Source organism: Ancylobacter novellus DSM 506, from assembly GCF_000092925.1.
Lineage (GTDB): Bacteria > Pseudomonadota > Alphaproteobacteria > Rhizobiales > Xanthobacteraceae > Ancylobacter > Ancylobacter novellus.
The window spans coordinates 3,091,153-3,110,729 of record NC_014217.1; the positions used below are offsets into that span (position 1 = coordinate 3,091,153).

17 protein-coding genes and 1 riboswitch are annotated in these 19,577 nt (G+C 66.9%); of the genes, 10 read left to right on the top strand and 7 right to left on the bottom strand.

Translation table 11 applies throughout. From position 1 onward, the window contains the following. Nucleotides 1-173: 173 nt before the first annotated feature. The 4 genes from SNOV_RS14695 to SNOV_RS14710 form a co-directional block, all read right to left on the bottom strand. The gene (locus SNOV_RS14695; RefSeq protein WP_013167741.1) at nucleotides 174-1,415 is read right to left on the bottom strand and encodes a tyrosine-type recombinase/integrase; all 1,242 of its coding nucleotides are present in this window, start codon (nucleotides 1,413-1,415) and stop codon (nucleotides 174-176) included. A gap of 156 nt (nucleotides 1,416-1,571) precedes the next feature. Then, nucleotides 1,572-2,225, bottom strand: a complete 654-nt coding sequence (locus SNOV_RS14700) for a JAB domain-containing protein (RefSeq protein WP_013167742.1) — start codon at nucleotides 2,223-2,225, stop codon at nucleotides 1,572-1,574. Nucleotides 2,226-2,242: 17 nt separating this feature from the next. Next, nucleotides 2,243-3,070 (bottom strand): type I methionyl aminopeptidase, encoded by an 828-nt coding sequence (gene map / locus SNOV_RS14705; protein ID WP_013167743.1) that lies wholly within the window; start codon nucleotides 3,068-3,070, stop codon nucleotides 2,243-2,245. Nucleotides 3,071-3,168: 98 nt separating this feature from the next. After that, nucleotides 3,169-4,329: a GNAT family N-acetyltransferase gene (locus SNOV_RS14710; protein ID WP_013167744.1), complete on the bottom strand. Its 1,161-nt coding sequence runs from the start codon at nucleotides 4,327-4,329 to the stop codon at nucleotides 3,169-3,171. A gap of 147 nt (nucleotides 4,330-4,476) precedes the next feature. Here SNOV_RS14710 and SNOV_RS14715 point away from each other — a divergent pair, with 147 nt between their 5' ends. From SNOV_RS14715 to SNOV_RS14735, 5 genes are all read left to right on the top strand, one after another. Beyond that, nucleotides 4,477-5,682: a pyridoxal phosphate-dependent aminotransferase gene (locus tag SNOV_RS14715; protein WP_013167745.1), complete on the top strand. Its 1,206-nt coding sequence runs from the start codon at nucleotides 4,477-4,479 to the stop codon at nucleotides 5,680-5,682. Between the two features lie 16 nt (nucleotides 5,683-5,698). Further along, nucleotides 5,699-6,277, top strand: a complete 579-nt coding sequence (locus tag SNOV_RS14720) for a lysozyme inhibitor LprI family protein (protein WP_013167746.1) — start codon at nucleotides 5,699-5,701, stop codon at nucleotides 6,275-6,277. An 80-nt stretch (nucleotides 6,278-6,357) separates the two neighbouring features. Next, nucleotides 6,358-7,119, top strand: coding sequence for an SDR family NAD(P)-dependent oxidoreductase (locus SNOV_RS14725; RefSeq protein ID WP_013167747.1), 762 nt, complete (start codon nucleotides 6,358-6,360; stop codon nucleotides 7,117-7,119). Between the two features lie 141 nt (nucleotides 7,120-7,260). After that, nucleotides 7,261-8,169, top strand: a complete 909-nt coding sequence (locus tag SNOV_RS14730) for a sugar kinase (protein ID WP_013167748.1) — start codon at nucleotides 7,261-7,263, stop codon at nucleotides 8,167-8,169. Nucleotides 8,170-8,304: 135 nt separating this feature from the next. Then, nucleotides 8,305-9,192: a cation diffusion facilitator family transporter gene (locus tag SNOV_RS14735; RefSeq protein ID WP_013167749.1), complete on the top strand. Its 888-nt coding sequence runs from the start codon at nucleotides 8,305-8,307 to the stop codon at nucleotides 9,190-9,192. A gap of 240 nt (nucleotides 9,193-9,432) precedes the next feature. Here SNOV_RS14735 and SNOV_RS14740 read toward each other — a convergent pair whose 3' ends face one another. Beyond that, nucleotides 9,433-10,668, bottom strand: a complete 1,236-nt coding sequence (locus SNOV_RS14740) for a lytic murein transglycosylase (protein ID WP_013167750.1) — start codon at nucleotides 10,666-10,668, stop codon at nucleotides 9,433-9,435. Nucleotides 10,669-10,790: 122 nt separating this feature from the next. After that, nucleotides 10,791-10,908: riboswitch (TPP riboswitch) on the top strand. Nucleotides 10,909-11,008: 100 nt separating this feature from the next. On the opposite strand from SNOV_RS14740, the gene thiC reads away from it, so the two are divergent. Together thiC and SNOV_RS14750 are read left to right on the top strand one after the other, a co-directional pair. Further along, nucleotides 11,009-12,820 (top strand): phosphomethylpyrimidine synthase ThiC, encoded by a 1,812-nt coding sequence (thiC, locus tag SNOV_RS14745; protein WP_013167751.1) that lies wholly within the window; start codon nucleotides 11,009-11,011, stop codon nucleotides 12,818-12,820. Between the two features lie 118 nt (nucleotides 12,821-12,938). Continuing rightward, nucleotides 12,939-13,373, top strand: a complete 435-nt coding sequence (locus tag SNOV_RS14750; protein WP_013167752.1) for an NUDIX hydrolase — start codon at nucleotides 12,939-12,941, stop codon at nucleotides 13,371-13,373. Nucleotides 13,374-13,475: 102 nt separating this feature from the next. Here the strand turns inward: SNOV_RS14750 and oxlT (SNOV_RS14755) are convergent, their stop codons facing one another. Together oxlT (SNOV_RS14755) and oxlT (SNOV_RS14760) are read right to left on the bottom strand one after the other, a co-directional pair. Next, a complete protein-coding gene (gene oxlT, locus SNOV_RS14755; RefSeq protein ID WP_013167753.1) occupies nucleotides 13,476-14,789 on the bottom strand; it encodes an oxalate/formate MFS antiporter in 1,314 nt (437 codons plus the stop codon). Between the two features lie 650 nt (nucleotides 14,790-15,439). Further along, nucleotides 15,440-16,738, bottom strand: coding sequence for an oxalate/formate MFS antiporter (gene oxlT / locus SNOV_RS14760; protein WP_013167754.1), 1,299 nt, complete (start codon nucleotides 16,736-16,738; stop codon nucleotides 15,440-15,442). A 541-nt stretch (nucleotides 16,739-17,279) separates the two neighbouring features. On the opposite strand from oxlT (SNOV_RS14760), the gene SNOV_RS14765 reads away from it, so the two are divergent. The 3 genes from SNOV_RS14765 to SNOV_RS14775 all read left to right on the top strand — a co-directional run bounded on the left by SNOV_RS14765 (nucleotide 17,280) and on the right by SNOV_RS14775 (nucleotide 19,569). Beyond that, nucleotides 17,280-17,981 carry a GntR family transcriptional regulator gene (locus SNOV_RS14765; RefSeq protein WP_013167755.1) on the top strand — a complete coding sequence of 234 codons (702 nt, stop codon included), beginning with the start codon at nucleotides 17,280-17,282 and terminating at the stop codon, nucleotides 17,979-17,981. A 101-nt stretch (nucleotides 17,982-18,082) separates the two neighbouring features. Then, on the top strand, nucleotides 18,083-18,547 hold the full coding sequence (locus SNOV_RS14770; RefSeq protein WP_013167756.1) for a cupin domain-containing protein: 465 nt from the start codon (nucleotides 18,083-18,085) through the stop codon (nucleotides 18,545-18,547). A gap of 296 nt (nucleotides 18,548-18,843) precedes the next feature. Then, on the top strand, nucleotides 18,844-19,569 hold the full coding sequence (locus SNOV_RS14775) for a GntR family transcriptional regulator (protein ID WP_013167757.1): 726 nt from the start codon (nucleotides 18,844-18,846) through the stop codon (nucleotides 19,567-19,569). The last annotated feature ends 8 nt before the right edge of the window (nucleotides 19,570-19,577 follow it).

Below are 19,577 nucleotides of genomic sequence, written 5' to 3' on the forward strand. Positions count from 1 at the left end.
TATCGGCACACCGCCCGCTCCCTGCTTCAGGATGAACGCCTTCTGCGCGTCCGAGAACTTCGATGCCTTCGTCGTCTTCCGCTCCTCCCAGCCCAGGGATTTTGATGCGGAAAACTCCAGCTTCAAACGGTCCAGTTTTCGGGGATCAGATCAATCAACGCCTGCCGTCGACTTCAAGCGGCAATCCCGCCGCGCTTTTTCGCGAGCATTGCCCGGATGAACTTGTCCCACTTGGCCATACCGGCGCGCTTCTCGGCCATGTAGTTCCAGCGGTCATAGTGACGTGAGCTGACATCCTGCAGTGCATGGTTCTGAAGCCGGTCACGGATTTCCTTGGTGACGCCCGCCTTGCCGGCGAGCGTCTTGAAGGTCCGGCGCAGATCTCGGTTGGTTACGCTCGGGATGACACCGCGATCCCGTTGACGCCAGACGAAGCTGTAGAGCGTGGCGTGGCTGACAGGTCGGGTCGGATCCTTAGCCGAAGGGAAGAACCAGCCGAACTCATTCGGCCTGATCGACTCGATGAGCTCTGCCGCGAGTGAAGGAACAGGGACTGCGTGCGGCTGCAGGTTCTTGGTCGTCGACCAGTCGATGATCCGCTCCTTGGCGTCCCACTGATCAACATGAAGACGGGCGATCTCCTCCACGCGCTGCCCGGTCAGCATGATCAGTTGAACCGCTCGGGCATAGGAAGGGTGGATCGGAGTGTCCGGACATTCCAGCCAGCGATAGAGCCGTACGAACTCGTCCTCGTTCAGCCACCGGGTTCCCTGCACTTTCGGCTCGGTCGGAATGCCAGAGGCCGGATTGAACGGAATGCGGAAGCGTCGGGGTGAGGCATGGCGGTAGTCATTGTCTGACTTCATGCCCCAGCCATAGGCGGCATGGATGTAGCCCCGGACATGGTCAGCCATAGACCGCGCGCCGCGCTCATAGATCGGTCGGATCAGCTCGACGATCTCCTCCGGCTCGATCTCCCGTGCCAAGCGGTTCCGCCCTAATGTTCTGGCGATCTTGTTAAGGCCCTTCTCAGTCTCCTTCCAGGATGGCTTGTTCGCCGCCTTGAGCGAGGCAACATAGCCCTCGAATAGATCCGCGACCGTACCCGGTCGGGTATCGGTCGCGATCTTGATGCTCCGGCCCTTCTGGATCACGTTAGCGAAGTCGCGCTTGAACACCTCCCTCGCCTGCGCCAGCGACATGGACGGGTAGGCACCGAGCTTCTTCTTCGTCCGCTTACCGTCCCGCCATTGCTGCGCCATCCAGTCGGCGGTGACCCGCTTCGGCATGGGCTTCAGGACCAGCACCAGGCGACCTGTTCCCCGCCCCTCCCCGTCCGGCAGGTTCTCCTGCTTACGGCTCGTCTCCACCCGCCTCACGGCGTGGCGGATGGAGGTGTCGGTCAGGCTTGGCATGGCGCATCTCCCACTTGGGCACTGGGATCGGTCGAGGAGAAGCGGGATCGCCGACTGGGATCTGAAAGCGATCCTCTGTCCCTTTTACCGCCCCCACTATCCCACAGCCACCGGGAGCACGACAAGCGCTAAAATCCAACAACCACAGCACTTGTTCTATGATACATCACAGCGCGACACGGCATCCCAAAACGCTACAGTCGGGTGGTTGTGGACGAGGATGACGGCGCTCGCCGCCACCTCCAGCGCCCGCTTCACCACCTCGCGCGGATAGACCGGCGTGTGATCGACCGTGCCCCGCTGCTGCACCTCGTCGAGGATCAGCTGGTTGCGCTTGTCGAGGAACAGGATGCGGAACTGCTCCTGCTCGGCAAAGGCCATGGCGGCGCGGCAATGGGCGATCACCGCGCTCCAGGAGGAGAGCACCGGGCGCTCGCGCACCTTGCCGCGCGTCACCCGCTCCACCGCGGCACCGATCAGCTTCAGTTCGGTGATGACGGCCTCGCCCACGCCCTTCACCTCGCGCAGCCGTCCGGGCGGGGCGGCGACGACCTCGCCGAAGGAGCCGAAGCGGTCAATCAACGCCTTGGCCAGCGGCTTCACATCGGCGCGGGTGACCGCCCGGAACAGCACCAGCTCAAGGAGCTCGTAATCGGGCAACGCCTCGCCGCCGGCCTGCCGGAAGCGTTCGCGCAGCCGCTCGCGATGGCCGAGGAAATGCGGCGCCGGCTCCTCAAGGCCGCCAACGGCATCGGGCGGCTCCGGCTGCGGATCCGCCCCGCCGTTCCGCCCTGCCCTGTTGCGCGCCATGCGGGCTCCCGCGTCGGTCAGGCGTTCTGGAAGATCGGCTTGTCGTAGCCCTTCGGGGAAAGGGTGAAGATCTCGACCCCCGTCTCGGTGACGCCGACCGAATGCTCGAACTGCGCCGAAAGCGAGCGGTCGCGGGTCACCGCGGTCCAGCCGTCGGACAGCACCTTCACATGCGGGCGGCCGAGATTGATCATCGGCTCAACGGTGAAGATCATGCCGGGCAGCAGCTCCGGCCCGTCGCCGCGGCGGCCTACATGGACGACGTTGGGCTCGTCGTGGAACAGCTGGCCGAGGCCGTGGCCGCAGAAATCGCGCACCACGCTCATGTGGAACGGCTCGACGAATTCCTGGATCGCCGCGCCGATGTCGCCGACATGCGCGCCGGGACGGATCTCGGCGATGCCGCGCATCATCGATTCATAGGTGACTTCGAGCAGCCGCTCGGCCCGGCGCGGAATCTCGCCCACCGCATACATGCGGCTGGAATCGCCGTGCCAGCCGTCGACGATCAGCGTCACGTCGACATTGACGATGTCGCCCTCGCGCAGCGGCTTCTCGTTGGGGATGCCGTGGCAGACGACATGATTGATCGAGGTGCAGGTGGACTTGCGGTAGCCGCGATACATCAGCGTCGCCGGATACACGCCGTGGTCCATGGCGAAGTCGAACACCAGCTTGTCGATGGCGTCGGTGGAAACGCCCGGCTCCACCATTTCGTGCACGAGATCGAGCGCCTGCGCGGCGAGTTGCCCCGCCTTGCGCATGCCGGCGAACCCTTCCGGGCCGTGCAGCTTGATATGACCGGTCTTGCGCAGCGGCGCGCCGGCCGCCTCCACATAGCTCATCGTCTGAAGTCCAGAAACTCAACCCGTCGCGAATGCGAGATTTGCCGAATGTAAGCCATCCGCCGCCCGGCGCAAGGAAAGCCCGTCGGAGTGCCCCCTCACCCCACCGCCTTGACCATATGCACCAACCGGCGGTCAGGCAGTTGCTCGACCCGCTCGATGGCGTAGCCCTTGCGCCGGTACCAATGGATGTTGGCCGAAAGCGGCTCGCCGGTATAAAGCCGCACGGTGCGCCGGCCGAGCGTGCGGGCACGCGCCTCGCCCGCCGCCAGCAGCAGGTTGCCGTAGCCCTTGCCGTGCGCCTCGGGGGACGTGGCAATGCTGTCGGTGAGCAGGTCGTCCGCGCGCGCCTCGAGGATCAGCACCCCGGCGAGCCCGTCAGGTCCGTCGAGCATCCACACCTCGCGGTCCCGGAAGACGCGGGCATAATCCCACAGCAGCGGCACCGGCTCGACGCCGAGCAGGATACGGTTGCCGGCATAGGCCGCCTTCTGCAGCGCCTCGACGGCGGCGAGGTCGGAGAGGTCGGCCCGGCGCAGCACCTTGTCCTCGACCTCGAGCTTGCGCGCGTTGAGCGTGGCGAGCGGGACGAACTGGTGCCCTTCCTCGTCGAAATTCTCCGGCGCCAGCCAGGCTTCCATCGCCACCGCGACCTGCGGCCATTCCTCCGACAGGATGGAGAACCAGGCGGTGTCGCGATTGCGGCCCTTGACGATCATGTGGTGGCGGAAGAGCCCCTCGAAGCGGAAGCCATAGCGCTCGGCGGCGCGGCGCGAGGGGGCGTTGAGCGCGTTGCACTTCCATTCGTAGCGCCGGTAGCCCAGCGTCTCGAAGACGTGCCTCGCCATCAGGTACATGGTCTCGGTGCCGGCCGGCGTGCGCATCAGCGCGGGCGTGTAGAGGATATTGCCGACCTCGATCACCCGGTTCGCGGTGTCGATGCGCATATAGGTGGCGTGACCGACCGCCTGGCCGGACTTGTCGAGGATGGCGAAGAGCAGCGGGTCCTCGCGCTCGGCGGCGGCGCGGTAATAGGTCTCGAACGCCTCGTAATCCGCGAAGGGACCGGCGCCGAGATAGGCCCACAGCGCCTCCCGCTCCGGCCCGTGGCTGGCGGCATAGAGATCCGGCCCGTGCACGGCCACGTCGAAGGGCACGATGTCGACGTGCCGCCCGGTGAGCGCGATGCGCGCGGGCCGCGGCGCCGGCGTCGTATCGACCACCTCGCCGACCGGCGGCGAACCTTCCCGCATGTTCATGAGCACGTCACCCGCTTCGCGCCTCGGCCATGAGCTGGCCCTTGAACCACACGCCGTCCCATGTGACAGGAATGCAAAGACTGCAAGCGCTTTGATGCGCCAGGGCCACCGGGAAAGCCGACCCGGAGGCAGCTTCGCGAGGAACCGATGACGTCAGCCGCCCGCTCTCCGCTCCACCCGATCGCCGCCTTCGACCGTATCGGCGAGGAGAATGCCTTCGCCGTGCTGGCGCGGGCCGCCGCTCTCGCCGCGCAGGGCCGCGACATCATCAATCTGGGCATCGGCCAGCCGGACTTCCCGACCCCGCCGCATATCGTCGAGGCGGCGATCAAGGCGCTGCGCGACGGCCATCACGGCTATACGCCTTCGGTCGGCATCGAGCCGCTGCGCACGGCGGTCGCCGCCGACGTGCACCGCCGCTTCGGCACCGAGATCGATCCGGGCAAGGTGGTGATCGTGCCGGGCGGCAAGGTGACCATGTTCAGCGCCATATTGATGCTGGGCGAGCCGGGCGCCGAGATCCTCTATCCCGATCCGGGCTTTCCCATCTACCGCTCGATGATCGAATTCACCGGCGCCACCCCGGTGCCGGTGCCGATCCGCGAGGAGAACGGCTTCGGCTTCTCGGCGCAGGAGGCGCTTGCGCTGATCACGCCGAAGACGCGGCTCGTCATCCTCAACTCGCCCGCCAACCCGACCGGCGGTGTGACGCCGAAGGCCGAGATCGACGCTTTCGTCGCCGGGCTGGAGAAGCACCCGCACGTCGCCATCCTCTCCGACGAGATCTATGACCAGTTCCTGTTCGACGGGGAGGCGCACACCACGCTGCTCTCCTACCCTGAGATCCGCGACCGGCTGATCCTGCTCAATGGCTGGTCCAAGACCTATGCCATGACCGGCTGGCGGCTCGGCTGGGCGCTGTGGCCGGAAGGGCTGTTCGAGGCCGCGCGCAAGCTCGCGGTCAATGCCTGGTCCTGCGTCAACGCTCCCGCCCAGTACGGCGCGCTCGCCGCGCTGACCGGCCCGCAGGATTGCGTGGCGCAGATGGTGGCGGAGTTCGACCGGCGACGGCACCTCGTGGTGGAAGGGCTCAACGCCCTGCCGGGCATTTCCTGCGCCGTGCCTAAGGGCGCCTTCTATGCCTTCCCCAACATCTCCGGCACCGGCTGGAGCTCGGCGAAAAAGCTCGCCGCGGCCTTGCTGGACGAGGCGGGAGTCGCCACCATAGGCGGGCCGGACTTCGGCATCTTCGGCGAAGGCTATATCCGGCTGTCCTATGCGAATTCGGCGGAGAACATCGCTCGCGCGCTCGAACGCATGGGCGCCTTCCTGGGCGAGGCGCGCGCGGCATGAGGGGACGACAGCGGGAATGGCACGCCTCGCCGTTACGGTGATCCTCGCGGCGCTCGCGCTCGTCGGATCGGAGTCCGCTGCCCGTGCTCATGTGCCGACGGGCTGCACCCATGACGGCACCGACCCGCGCACCTATCTCGACTGCCTCAACGCCCGCCAGAAGGACAGCGAGCGCAAGCTCGCGCGCAGCGTCGCCGGCGCTCAGGCGGCGATCGACGCGCGCGAGGACCTGCAGCCGGCGCAGCGCAGGCGCTGGCGCGCGCTGTTCGAGGAAGCGCAGAGCCGCTTCGTGCAATGGCGCAACTTCGAATGCCAGAGCATCGCGCCCTTCGAGGGCGACGGCGCCGCGCACGGCGTCGGCGGCCGCCTCGGCGGCATCGGCATGCTGGAACAGCGGATGGTCTGCCTGATCACCCAGAACGATCTGCGCGTGCACGACCTCGAGGACCGCTACGCCCCCGCGGGCGGCTGGCCGGAACTGCCCCCTGAAGAGGCCAAGGAAACCGAGCTCGCCCCGGCGGCACCCGCCGCCGAGGTACCACCCGCCTCGGCAATGCCGGCCGGCACCCCGCGCATCATCGAGATCACGCCCTAGCCGGCGTGGACGGCGGTGGCCACCTTTGGCCCCGTCGTTGCATTGCCGGCCTGCCTCCCCGCAACGAAGGACAACGACAGATGGACCTCGGACTGAAAGGACTGCGTGCAATCGTCACCGGAGGCACCAAGGGCATCGGCCTCGCCATCGCGCAGACGCTCGCCGCCGAGGGCTGCCATGTCGCCATCTGCAGCCGCAACGCCGCCGAGGCGCAGGCCACCGCGGCGAAGCTCGCCGAAAGCGGGATCACCGCCTATGGCGCGGGCACCGACGTTTCCGACGGGCTGGCGCTGGCGGCCTTCGTCGAGGAAGCGGCCGAGATGCTCGGCGGCCTCGACATCGTCGTGGCCAATGTCAGTGCGCTGGCCATCGGCCATGACGAGGAGAGCTGGAAGAAGGGCTTCGACACCGACCTCATGGGCACGGTGCGGCTGGTCAACGCCGCCCTGCCCTATCTGGAAAAGAGCGCGGCCGCCTCCATCGTCACCATCTCCTCGGTCTCCGGCCGCGAGATCGACTTCGCCTCCGGCCCCTACGGCGTCTTCAAGGCGGCGCTGGTCCACTACACGCAGGGCCTCGCCTTCAGCCTCGCGCCGAAGAAGATCCGCGCCAACACGGTCTCGCCCGGCAACACCTATTTCGCGGGTGGCGTCTGGAACAGCATCGAAGACACCAATCCGACGCTGTTCGCCGAGGCGCTGGCGCTCAATCCCACCGGCCGCATGGCGACGCCGCAGGAGATCGCCAACGCCGCCGTCTTCCTGGCGAGCCCGGCGGCAAGCTTCGTCTATGGCACCAACCTCGTCGTCGACGGCGCACTGACCCGCGGCGTCCAGCTCTGAATTCCTGACAGCTCCTCCGGTGGACGGCGGCGGTACTCCGCCCCCGTTCGCTTGCCCCGGGCAGCAAATGGGGCGAGGCTGCCCGCGATTTCGGCCAGGAATCGGTCCGAGGTCGAAGGCAGGACAGAGCGGAGGAACGCCATGGCGAAAGTCGTCTCCATCGGCGAAGTGATGGTGGAACTGTCGCGCGGCGCGGACGGCCGCTTCGGCCAATCGATCGGCGGCGACACCTTCAACACCGCCGTCTATCTCGCCCGCGCCGGCGTCGAGACCGCCTATGCGACGGCGCTCGGCGACGATCGCTATTCCGAGCAGATCCGCGGCTCGGCGCAGGGCGAGGGCATCGAGACGCAGCTCATGCTGCGCGTGCCGGGGCGCACCGCCGGGCTCTACCTCATCGACACCGACGGCCAGGGCGAGCGCTCCTTCACCTATTGGCGCGACAGCGCGCCGGCGCGCGAGCTGTTCGAGCTGCCGGGCTGGGAGGCCGTCGCCGAGGCTATCGTCGAGGCGAGCCTGATCTACCTCTCGGGCATCACCCTCTCGCTCTATTCCAACACCGGCCTCGGCCGGCTGTTCGCGACGCTGGAATTCGCCCGCGAGCGCGGCGCGCGCATCGTGTTCGACGGCAATTTCCGCCCGATCAACTGGAAGGGCGACCTCGTCCGCGCCCGCACCGTCTATGCGCAGGCGCTCAAGCGCACCTCCATCGCCCTGCCTACCTTCGACGACGAGGTGCTGCTGTGGGGCGACGGCTCGCCCGCCGCCACCGCCGAGCGGCTCGCTACCTTCGGCGTCCAGGAGATCGTCGTGAAGAACGGCGCCGAGGGCGCGCTGGTGGTGAATGGCGGCGCGGCGCAGTTCGTGCCGATCCCGCAGCCGGTGGAGCCGGTCGACACGACGGCGGCAGGCGACAGCTTCAACGCCGCCTACCTCGCCGCCCGCCTTGACGGCCAGGCGCCCCTCCCGGCGGCCGAGGCCGGCCATGCGCTCGCCGGCCGCGTCATCCGCCACCGCGGCGCCATCCTGCCCCGCCACGCCAACGCCTGACGGGCAATACGAAGCGGCCTGCGAACGCTTCTGCGAATGACTTGCAAACCCTTGCGGTTGCTTGATTTTGGGGTCACGACCGACTAAGGCCTCGGCCGAGGGCGCGCGCAGCGCCGGAAGGGGTATGCGGCGCAGATGGCTCAGACTTCGCGGATCGCGCTGATCAATGTCGGCGTCAGCCTTCTGGTGCTGGGGCTGAAATACGTCGCCTTCCTGCTCACCGGCAGCATCGCGCTCTATTCGGATGCGCTGGAAAGCATCGTCAACGTCGGGACCTCCGTCGCCGCCGTGCTGGCGCTGCGCGTGAGTGCCAAGCCGGCCGACGCCGCCCACCCCTATGGCTATGCCAAGGCGGAATATTTCTCCGCCGTCATCGTCGGCGTGCTGATCGTCGTCGCCGCCATCTCGATCTTCCGCGAGGTCTATCTGGGCTGGCAGGACCCGCACCCGCTCGACGCGCCGCTGCGCGGGCTGCTGGTCAACGCCGCCGCCGGCGTGGTCAACGCGATCTGGTGCGTCGTGCTGCTGCGCGAGGGACGGCGCCTGCGCTCGCCGGCACTGACCGCCGACGGGCGTCACCTGATGACCGACGTCGTCTCCTCCGCCGGCGTGCTGGCGGGCGTCGCGGTCGCCGCCATGTCCGGCTGGGCGCGGCTCGACCTCATCCTCGCCGGGCTGGTGGCACTCAACATCCTGTGGTCGGGCTGGTCGGTGCTGAAGGAGAGCGTCGGCGGGCTGCTCGATCAGGCGGTACCGGCCGACACGCTCTCGCGCATCCGCCGCATCATCGCCGCCGAGGCGACCGGCGCCATCGAGGCGCACGACCTGCGCACCCGGCAGGCGGGGCGGACGATCTTCGTCGACTTCCACCTCGTCGTGCCCGGCGACATGCCGGTGAGCGAGGCACACACGATCTGCGACCGCATCGAGGACGCGCTGGAGGCCGAAGTGGCCGACGTGCTCGTCACCATCCACGTCGAGCCGGAAGCCAAGGCCAAGCAGCACGGCGTGCCGGTGCTGTGACGGACGGCCTTCTCCCGTTCACTCCAGACAACCCTCATCCTGAGGTGCCCGGCATCAGCCGGGCCTCGAAGGATGCTCATCCGAGCGCGCCTCAACGACCATCCTTCGAGGCTCGCTGCGCTCGCACCTCAGGATGAGGGTGCGCCAGAGGCGAGCCGGGATCGCGTCCCTCTCTCTTCCTTCAAGCGATCCCGGATCGGCCTGTCGGCCGCCCGGGATGACGTCTCTACAAGCTTGCGTTCACCGCCCCGCGCGGAGCGCCGTGACCAGTTCCACCGTCGGATAGGAATCGGCCGGCATGCCCAGGCGCATCTGCTCGGTGCGGATCGCCTGCCGCGTCGCCGCGCCGACGATACCGTCGACCCGCCCGACATGATGGCCGCGCGCATTGAGCAGGCGCTGCAGCTCCACCACCTGCGCCATGGACAGCACCGGAATGGCCTTGCCCTGCCCGCGGTTGAACGGCCCGGCGCCGGTCACGCGGGTGGCGAGATAGGCGGCCGAGGTGGCGTAGACCAGCGAGTTGTTCCACTCGGTGAAAACATCGAAATTCGGATAAGCGAGGAAGGCCGGGCCGTTGCGGCCCATCGGCAGCAGCAGCGAGGCGGGAAGCTGGTCGGCCGGCAATTGCCCGCCGCCGGCGCGCATCACGCCCATGCGCGCCCACTGCGCGCGCGGCAGCTTGATGGCGAGGTCCGCCTGGTCCCAGGGCAGGTTTTGCGGCACCCGCACTTCCTCCAGCCAGGGCTGGCCGGCCTTCCAGCCGAGCGCGCGGATGTAATTGGCGGCAGAGGCCAGCGCGTCCGGCGCCGAGCGGATCAGATCGACCCGCCCGTCGCCGTCGAAGTCGACGCCGTAGTTGAAATAATGGTCAGGCAGGAACTGGAACTGGCCGAGCTCGCCCGCCCATGGCCCGCGCATGGTCTGCGGGGTGAGGTCGCCGCGGTCGATAATCTTCAGCGCCGCCAGAAGCTGGGTGCGGAAGACGTCGGCGCGCCGGCAGTCCCAGGCCAGCGTCGCCACCGAGCGGATGGTCGACTTGTCGCCCATATTGGCGCCGAAATCGGTCTCCAGCCCCCAGAAAGAGACCAGCACCGCGCCGGGCACGCCGAATTGCTGCTCGATGCGCTGGAATAGCGCCGGATTGCGCTGGATCTGCTGGCGGCCCTGCTGGATGCGATAATTCGCGACCATGCGGTCGGAGAACTGGAAGAAGCTCTGGCCGAACACCTTCTGCCCGCGATCGGTGGCGACGATGTCGGGGGCATAGGCGATGCCGTTCAGCGCCGTCGCCACGGTACGCGGCGAGACGCCCTGCGCCACCGCCTGCTGCTTGAAGCCCGCTATGAACTGGTCGAAGCCGGCACCGTTATTGCCGCAGCTCTGCTGGGCGAGCGCCGCGGCCGGCACGGCGAAAGGCGCGGCGAGCGCCGCCGCAAAAGCGGCCCGCCGGAACAGGGTCTTCAGGCTGCGCATGCATTCCCCCGGATCGTTGAGCGTCGTTCCTCGCGAATCAGCAATCTACAGGAAATGCGGCAGCGTCGGGGTGACGGGCGCGGGCGCGAATTGACTTCGCCGCCGGCTTGGGCCGACAATCGACCCGTTCCAAGGGGAGCCCCGCTAGGGGGCTGAGAGATCGCCGGCCGGAAGGCAACGCGATGACCCTTCGAACCTGATCCGGGTCATGCCGGCGAAGGGATCGGAACCTGATGGCGTCGTCCGTGCCGCAATTGCGCCTCGCGCAGGGTGGCATCGCCATTATCCCCCAACGTCATTGAGCCCGGATCTCCGCAACCAATGGTTCAGGAGATCCACCATGCTGACCAAGAATCCGAAGAACGTCGCCACCGGGCCGATTCCCGGCTCGCGCCGCCTCTATGCCGAATGCCCGGCGCGGGGCTTCCGCGTGCCCTTCCGGGAAATCCTGCTCGCGCCCGGCGCGGGGGAACCCGACCTCGCGGTCTATGACGCCTCCGGCCCCTATACGGACGAGGATGCCGTCATCGACATCGAGGCCGGTCTCGTCCGCCCGCGTGACGCCTGGGTGCGCGCCCGCGGCGACGTCGAGGAATATGACGGCCGTGACGTGAAGCCGGAGGACAACGGCAATGTCGGCGACGACAAGCTCGTCGCGCCCTTCCCGCTCCGCCGCCGCCCGCTGCGGGCGAAGAGCGGCGCGGTCACGCAGATGGCCTATGCGCGGGCCGGCATCGTCACGCCGGAGATGGAATATGTCGCCATCCGCGAGAACGGCCTGCGCGAGCGCATGGGTGAGATCGTCCGCGATGGCGAGGATTTCGGCGCGTCGATCCCCGACGTGGTGACGGCGGAATTCGTGCGCGACGAGGTGGCGCGCGGGCGCGCCGTCATCCCCGCCAACATCAACCATGGCGAATTGGAGCCGATGGCCATCGGCCGCAATTTCCTGGTCAAGATCAACGCCAATATCGGCAATTCGGCCGTCACCTCCTCGGTCGCCGACGAGGTGGACAAGATGGTGTGGGCGATCCGCTGGGGCGCCGATACGGTGATGGACCTCTCGACCGGGCGCAATATCCACAACATCCGCGAATGGATCGTGCGCAACGCGCCGGTGCCGATCGGCACCGTGCCGATCTACCAGGCGCTGGAGAAGGTCGGCGGCGTCGCCGAGGAGCTCTCGTGGGAGATCTTCCGCGATACCCTCGTCGAGCAGGCCGAGCAGGGCGTCGATTATTTCACCATCCATGCCGGCGTGCGCCTGCCCTTCGTGCCGCTGACGGCCAACCGCGTCACCGGCATCGTCTCGCGCGGCGGCTCGATCATGGCCAAGTGGTGCCTCGCCCATCACCGCGAGAGCTTCCTCTACGAGCATTTCGCCGAGATCTGCGAGATCATGCGGGCCTATGACGTCACCTTCTCGCTCGGCGACGGGCTGCGCCCCGGCTCCATCGCCGATGCCAACGACGCGGCGCAGTTCGCCGAGCTGGAGACGCTGGGCGAACTGACGAAGATCGCCTGGGAGAACGACTGCCAGGTGATGATCGAGGGCCCCGGCCATGTGCCGATGCACAAGATCAAGGCCAATATGGACAAGCAGCTCGCGGCCTGCGGCGAGGCGCCGTTCTACACGCTCGGCCCGCTGACCACCGACATCGCGCCGGGCTACGACCACATCACCTCAGCCATCGGCGCGGCGATGATCGGCTGGTTCGGCACGGCGATGCTCTGCTACGTCACGCCCAAGGAGCATCTCGGCCTGCCCAACCGCGACGACGTGAAGACCGGGGTGATCACCTATAAGATCGCTGCCCACGCCGCCGACCTCGCCAAAGGTCATCCGCTGGCGCGGGCCTGGGACGACGCGCTCTCCCGCGCGCGCTTCGAGTTCCGCTGGCAGGACCAGTTCAACCTGGCGCTCGATCCCGACACGGCGACCGCCTTCCACGACGAGACGCTGCCGAAGGAGGCGCACAAGCTGGCGCATTTCTGCTCCATGTGCGGGCCGAAATTCTGCTCGATGAAGATCAGCCAGGAGATCCGCGATACGGCCAAGGCCGCGGAGGCGGAGCGGGGCATGGCCGAGATGAGCGAGGCCTTCCGCGCCGGCGGCGGGCAAATCTATCGCGACGCCCCGGCGGCGGAGTAGCGGTCTCATCAACCCTCATCCCGGACGCCCGCAGGGCGATCCGGGATGAGGGTACGAGGCAAAGACTCTTCGGCAGATTCCCCCTACCCTCGCCGCCTCCAGCAATCCGGAACGCGCCATGTCCCCCGTACGCCCTATCCCCGCTGTCCTCGCCGTGGTCGAGCGCGGCGGCGAGGTGCTGCTGGTGCGGCGGGCCAATCCGCCGGACCAGGGGCTGTGGGGCTTTCCCGGCGGGCGCATGGAGATGGGCGAGACCCATCTCGAGGCGGCGCTGCGCGAGCTCGGCGAGGAGACCGGCATCGAGGCCGATTCGCCGCGCCTCATCACCGTGCTCGACTTCATCGAGCATGATCCGGCGGGCGCCCTCGCCCATCATTTCGCGATGATCGCGGTGCTGTGCCGCTGGCGCACCGGCGAAGGCGTGGCGGCCGATGACGCCCTCGAAGCGCGCTGGTTCGGCGCGGAGGCGCTGGCCGGCCTCGGCGCCAGTGCCAGCCTGAAAGTCGGCTTCCTCGCCGACCTCGCGCTCGCCATCCCGCGCGAGGCGGAATAGCCCAAGAAAAAAGGGCCTCCCGGAGGAGGCCCTCGATGGTTCCCGAGCGATCCCGGATCGCCGCTCGCGCGGCGTCCGGGACGACGTCGGACGAGTTCGGACTCAGTGCCCGCCGGCCGGAGCCGGCGCCAGGGTGATGCCGTTTTCCTTCGCCCATACCGCGTTGGCGGCGTGGTGCTTCACCAGCATCGGCCGCAGCACCAGCAGGGCGCAGAAGGCGGCGGAGAGGTCCATGGCGGCGACCGTGTAGAGCACGGACGACCAGGTGCCGGTGAGCTCCATCAGGATGTTGCCGAACGGGACAAGCAGCGCCGCCACGCCCTTGGCGCAGTAGAGCACGCCGTAGATCTTGGCGACGTTCTTGGTGCCGAAGGTGTCGGCGGTGGTGGCCGAGAACAGCGAGTACACTTCACCCCAGGCCAGGAACACCATGCCCGAGAGGATGAGGAACGCCCACGGATTGTGGCCGAAGGTGCCGAGCGCGACGATGCCGAGGCCTTCCATGGTGAAGGCGACGAACATGGTCTTCTCACGGCCGATATGGTCGGAGATCCAGCCGAACAGCGGGCGAGAGATGCCGTTCAGGATGCGGTCGAGCATCAGCGCGAAGGGCAGAGCCGCCATGGTGAAGAAGTAAACGTTCACCTGGAAGTTCTTCACACCGAGGTCCTCGGCGATGACGCCGAGCTGGGCGACGGCCATCAGGCCGCCGGTGACGGTGCCGATGAACATGGCGCCGAGCACCCAGAACACCGGAGTGCGCAGGGCTTCCGGCAGGGTGTAGTCGCGGCGGGACTGGGCGACCTTGTCGGAGCCCTTCAGGTCCTTCGGCGGAGCCTTCAGGAACAGGGCGGCGATCATGATCACGCTGCCCTGGATGAGGCCGAAGAACCAGAAGGTCTCGGACACGCCCGAGGAGGCGAGCATGTTGGCGATCGGCAGGATGGTCAGCGCCGAACCGGCGCCGTAGCCGCCGGCGGTGAGGCCGACCGCGAGACCGCGCTTCTCGGGGAACCACTTGATCGCGGCGTTGATGCAGGTGGCATACACGCAGCCGACGCCGATGCCGCCGATGATGGCGCCGACATAGTACATGGTCAGCGTGTCGGCATAGGAATTGATCATCCAGGACAGGCCCGTGAAGGCGCCGCCGACGAACACCATGACCCGCGGGCCGTACTTGTCGATGAAGTAGCCTTCGATCGGCGCCAGCCAGGTCTGCACCACCACGAAGATGGTGAAGGTGGTCTGGATCGCCGCGCGCGACCAGCCGAATTCCTTGGTGATCTCGGGGACGAACAGGGTCCAGGCGTACTGGATGTTGGCAGCGGCGACCATGCAGACGATGCCGCAGATCAGCTGGATCCAGCGCAGATTGTTGGTCGGCGCGTGGGCCGACGCGACGGATGTACTCACGGGGGCGATCTCCTCTCCCAAATCTATCAAGCGCCGCGGATCGGCTTGTTGTTGCGGTCGCTCCGTCCGCACGGGACGGGCGCCGGCTTATCGTTGGCCGCGGGCGGCCTTTCTGCCTCCCGCGACGGCCGCTGGCGCGGCATGCTTTCCCAATAGGTTGATGCGGCTTCCGCCCCCGCGCCGGCACCGCGAGCTGTCCGGCTTTGCGTGTGACGCAGGGTTGCGGAACCGATCCGCTGAGACAGGATCATAATCGACAATATTATGTATGCCAATTCCCCTTTATGACTCTTCGACAGCAACGTAAATTCAAAGTCGACGTCTAATTGTCACTTTTCAACGCTGATCGTTGCTAAAGATAATTCCCTCTCGTCGGCACCTTCCCTTGCGCCTTTTCATGGAAGTCGAAGAGACGTTTAACGATGACGCTAAGTAATCGTAACGCATGGATGCCGGAGCATTCGACCTGACGCCGGCATGGGCGTGACCATGACGTCCTCCCGCACCGCGTGTGAGAGCGACCGATTACGTTTTCAATTCTTCAGGATCGAAAGAGGAGGCAAGCGATTCGGCCGGTATCGCCACACCAAAGAAAAAGGGCGCGTCCGAAGACGCGCCCTCAAGGCGACGACGAAAGAGGCGGATGCAGCCTATTCGGCGGCCACCGTCCGGGCCGCGCCCTCGGCGGTGCGCTTGCCGTGCGAGGCCCGCAGCGGCTTCAGCACCACCAGCGCCATCACCGCGGCGACGATGTTCAGCGCGGCGGCGGTGAGGAACACCGCGTGCCAGCTGCCCGTCATCGTGGTGAGGATCGAGGTGAACGGCACGATCAGCGCCGCCGTGCCCTTGGCGGTGTAGAGCAGGCCGGCATTGGTGGTGGCGAACTTCGAGCCGAAGGCGTCGCCGCACATCGCCGGGAACAGCGAGTAGATCTCGCCCCAGGCGAAGAAGACGAGGCCGGTCAGGATGACGAACAGCACCGGGTTCTGGCCGAACACGCTCAGCGCGTAGATGCCGACGCCCTCGATGGCGAAGGCGACGAACATGGTGTTCTCGCGGCCGATCTGGTCCGACACCCAGCCGAAGAACGGGCGGGTGAGGCCGTTCAGCACGCGGTCGATGGCGGCGGCGAAGGTCAGCGCCGGCAGCGTGATGCCGATCAGGCTCACCGGGATGTCGGCGATGCCGAAGTCCTTGGCGATCGGGCCGAGCTGGGCGGTCGCCATCAGGCCGCCGGCGGCCATCATGACGAACATCGCGTACATCACCCAGAACAGCGGGGTGGAGAGCATCTCCTTCGGCGCGAAGTCGCGGGCCGACTGCGCCACCTTGGTGGCGACGTTCACCGCGAAGGCCGCGATCTGCTCCTTCTTCGGGGCGGCGAGGAACAGGGCGAGCACGGTGATGACGATGCCCTGGCCGATGCCGAAGTAGAAGAAGGCCGCCTCGTAGCCCTGATTCTTGATCATGTTCTGGATCGGAATCACGGTCAGCGCCGAGCCCGCGCCGAAGCCGGCGGCGGTGATGCCGGCGGCGAGGCCGCGGCGATCGGGGAACCACTTCAACGAATTGCCGACGCAGGTGCCGTAGACCGCGCCGGCGCCGATGCCGCCCAGCGCCGCGCCGACATAGAGCATGGTGAGCGTGGTGGCGTAGGAGTTGAGCACCCAGGCGAGGCCGCAGAGCACGCCGCCGAACAGCACCACGACGCGCGGGCCGTACTTGTCGACGAACCAGCCCTCGACCGGCACCAGCCAGGTCTCGGTGACGATGAAGATGGAGAAGGCCACCTGGATCGCCGCGCGATCCCAGCCATGGGTCTCCTGCATCGGATTGACGAAGAAGGTCCAGCCATACTGCATGTTGGCGATCATGCACATGCAGATGACGCCGAACACGAGCTGCAGCCAGCGCGTCTTGTTCACGGATGACGTTGCGGCAGATGTCATTTTATCCTCGAACGTTTCCCAACGTAATGAGTGTGGAAATCTTAGGTTGTTCTTGTTGAATGCACGTAGGCCACGCTGCACACGCAAGGGCAACGACCCGACATTGCGGCGACCATACTATGGTTTTTCGGTTATGCAAAATTTTGCATACCAGGAATGCACGCCATTTAACAGTAAGATGACTGACGTAACGTCACATTACGATAGGGAATATTTGTCGAATATTACGTTGGGGCACCTTCCGCACAGAAGCCTGCTGGACTCTGCGTCAGCCGGGGGCGCACCCACCATCCCGGAACGGCGCCCCCCTCGTTCGGGCGGCACGGAAACGCGCGCTATGCCCGGATGCCCCGCACAAGGCTGCCAATGGACATTCTGTATGTGTTATACGATCCTTGTTCGGATCGGTTTCCCGAAGAGAATCGCCAATGATCGGGGAAGCCGACCGGAATAAAGCCCGGTCCACCGGGCGCCCTGCGCCGGTGGCGCGGCGGTATTCAACAAGAACAACAAGCTGTGCAAACTGACGAGGAAACGACCCGTGGAAAGCGCCGACACCCAAACCCGACTGAACATTGCTCCGCTGGCCGCGAATACAAGCCTGCGGACCCTCGCCTACGATGCCATCAAGAAGGCCATCACCGAGATGGACATGTATGGCCAGGAGAGCGAGATCCGGCTCGACGAGCGCCAGCTCTCGCATGATCTCGGCGTCAGCCGCACGCCCATCCGCGAGGCGCTCACGGTGCTGGAGCAGGAAGGCTTCGTGCGCTCGGTGCCGCGCCGCGGCATCTTCGTGGTGCGCAAGTCCAAGAGCGAGATCATCGACATGATCATCGTCTGGGCGGCGCTCGAGAGCATGGCGGCGCGCCTCGCCGCCACCCGCGCCAGCGACCGCGACCTCGCCGAGCTGCGCGAGCTCTTCCACGATTTCGACGAGGAAGCGCCGGCCGAGCACATGAACGAGTACTCGAACGCCAATATCCGCTTCCACCAGACCATCATCCGGCTCTCGGGCTGCGAGATGATTGCGGAGATGACGGAGAACCTGTTCATCCATATCCGCGGCATCCGCGCCGTCTCCATCCGCCAGGAGAACCGCTCGGAGCGTTCGCTGCAGGAGCACCGGGGCATCATCGCCGCGCTCGTCGGGCGCGACGCCGATCTCGCCGAGCGGCTGGTGCGCGAGCATACGCTGGGCCTCGCCGCCCATGTGGAAAAGCACGGCCGCTTCCCGCTCTGACCGGCCGGGCGGGCGCGGCCGCGGCCGGACACCGACGTGGCCCCTCGCCGCCCGGCGGCGGGCAGGCCGACCTTCCGGCCTCGCGCGCAGGGAGAGAGCCGATGACCGCCATCACGCCCGACCGCATGATCGCGGAGGACGCGCGCGCCGGCGACCCGTGCGGCCCCAGCCGCAAGCTGTGGATCAGCGAGGCCGGCGGCCTCACCCAGTTCGGCGCCTTCGTCGAGATTCTGCCGCCCGGCTCGCGCTCCTCCATCAAGCACTGGCACAGCGCGGAGGACGAGCTGGTCTACGTGCTGGACGGAGAGGTCACCCTCGTCGAGGGCGACACGCGGACATTGCTGCGCCCCGGCGACGCGGCGACCTTCCGGGCCGGCGTGCCCGTCGGCCATTCGCTGGAGAATCGGGGCCCGGCGCCGGCGCGCTTCCTCATCGTCGGCACCCGCGCGGCGACCGACACCACCACCTATCCCGACATCGGCCTGACCTGCCGCCGCGCCCCTTCGCTGCCGGCCGACATCTGGACCGACCGCGACGGCAACCCCGCCTCCTGTCCCTACGACTGACGTCGGCGTGGTCTTCCACGCCAGCACGTTTCTCCCGCAGTTCGCTGCAAGCCGCGCCCGGCCGCTCTCGCCAGCGCCGTGGAGGCGTGGTATATTGCATACGCAACGAGAGGCGATGGAACGCGGATCGGCAGCTTGCATTGGTACGAAGCTACGCCCGCCGCGCCGGAACGCCCTTACGCTGAGGAAAAGGGAGCTCGATCGTCCCTCTACCGGGACAACCGAATTGACATGTTGGTATTTGGTATGCCAATTTCCCGGAAATCCCCGGCGGAGAGCCCGCAGAGGACACTTCCGTGAGCAGCAAGGCAGTCGTGAGCAAGCGCTGGCAAGGCGGTGAGAATGGCCTGACCATCGAGCGCCTGCCGGCCAAGGAGAGCTTCAAGAGCAAGGCCTACGCCGCTCTCAAGGAAGCCATCACCAACATGAACATCTATGGCTCGAGCGAGCCGATGCTGCTCGACGAGCGGGATATTTCGGAGCGTCTCGGCGCAAGCCGGACGCCCATCCGCGAGGCGGTCGCGATGCTGGAGCAGGAAGGCCTGCTCCGCGCGGTGCCCCGGCGGGGAATTATGGTGGTTCGCCGCTCCAAGCCGGAGATCATCGAGATGATCGAGGCGTGGGCGGCACTGGAAAGCATGGCGGCTCGCCTCGCGACGCAACGCGCGAGCGACGAGGCGATCGCCGAGCTGAGGAGCTTGTTCAAGGAGTTCGATCTGTCCCGGATCGAGCGTGATCGGTGCGACGAATATTCGACGGCGAATATCGCGTTCCACCAGGCGCTGATCCGGCTGAGCGGCTCCAGCATGCTCGTCGCGATGACGGAAAACCTGTTCTTCCATGTACGGGCCATCCGCCATCGCACGATCTTCGAGATGGATAGGGCGCAGCGTTCGGCGGCCGACCATCTGGAGATCATCTCTGCTCTCGAGGCGCGGGACGCGGACCGCGCCGAGCGTCTGGTACGAGACCATACGCTCCGGCTGGCACGGCACGTCGAGAGCCACGTAGACCTAGATTAGGGCGGCAG

Excerpts from the sequence above, each read along its gene's own strand:
- SNOV_RS14695 (WP_013167741.1), bottom strand. The coding sequence starts at position 1,415 with ATGCCAAGCCTGACCGACACCTCCATCCGCCACGCCGTGAGGCGGGTG.
- SNOV_RS14700 (WP_013167742.1), bottom strand. The coding sequence starts at position 2,225 with ATGGCGCGCAACAGGGCAGGGCGGAACGGCGGGGCGGATCCGCAGCCG.
- map (WP_013167743.1), bottom strand. The coding sequence starts at position 3,070 with ATGAGCTATGTGGAGGCGGCCGGCGCGCCGCTGCGCAAGACCGGTCAT.
- SNOV_RS14710 (WP_013167744.1), bottom strand. The coding sequence starts at position 4,329 with ATGAACATGCGGGAAGGTTCGCCGCCGGTCGGCGAGGTGGTCGATACG.
- SNOV_RS14715 (WP_013167745.1), top strand. The coding sequence starts at position 4,477 with ATGACGTCAGCCGCCCGCTCTCCGCTCCACCCGATCGCCGCCTTCGAC.
- SNOV_RS14720 (WP_013167746.1), top strand. The coding sequence starts at position 5,699 with ATGGCACGCCTCGCCGTTACGGTGATCCTCGCGGCGCTCGCGCTCGTC.
- SNOV_RS14725 (WP_013167747.1), top strand. The coding sequence starts at position 6,358 with ATGGACCTCGGACTGAAAGGACTGCGTGCAATCGTCACCGGAGGCACC.
- SNOV_RS14730 (WP_013167748.1), top strand. The coding sequence starts at position 7,261 with ATGGCGAAAGTCGTCTCCATCGGCGAAGTGATGGTGGAACTGTCGCGC.
- SNOV_RS14735 (WP_013167749.1), top strand. The coding sequence starts at position 8,305 with ATGGCTCAGACTTCGCGGATCGCGCTGATCAATGTCGGCGTCAGCCTT.
- SNOV_RS14740 (WP_013167750.1), bottom strand. The coding sequence starts at position 10,668 with ATGCGCAGCCTGAAGACCCTGTTCCGGCGGGCCGCTTTTGCGGCGGCG.
- thiC (WP_013167751.1), top strand. The coding sequence starts at position 11,009 with ATGCTGACCAAGAATCCGAAGAACGTCGCCACCGGGCCGATTCCCGGC.
- SNOV_RS14750 (WP_013167752.1), top strand. The coding sequence starts at position 12,939 with ATGTCCCCCGTACGCCCTATCCCCGCTGTCCTCGCCGTGGTCGAGCGC.
- oxlT (WP_013167754.1), bottom strand. The coding sequence starts at position 16,738 with ATGACATCTGCCGCAACGTCATCCGTGAACAAGACGCGCTGGCTGCAG.
- SNOV_RS14770 (WP_013167756.1), top strand. The coding sequence starts at position 18,083 with ATGACCGCCATCACGCCCGACCGCATGATCGCGGAGGACGCGCGCGCC.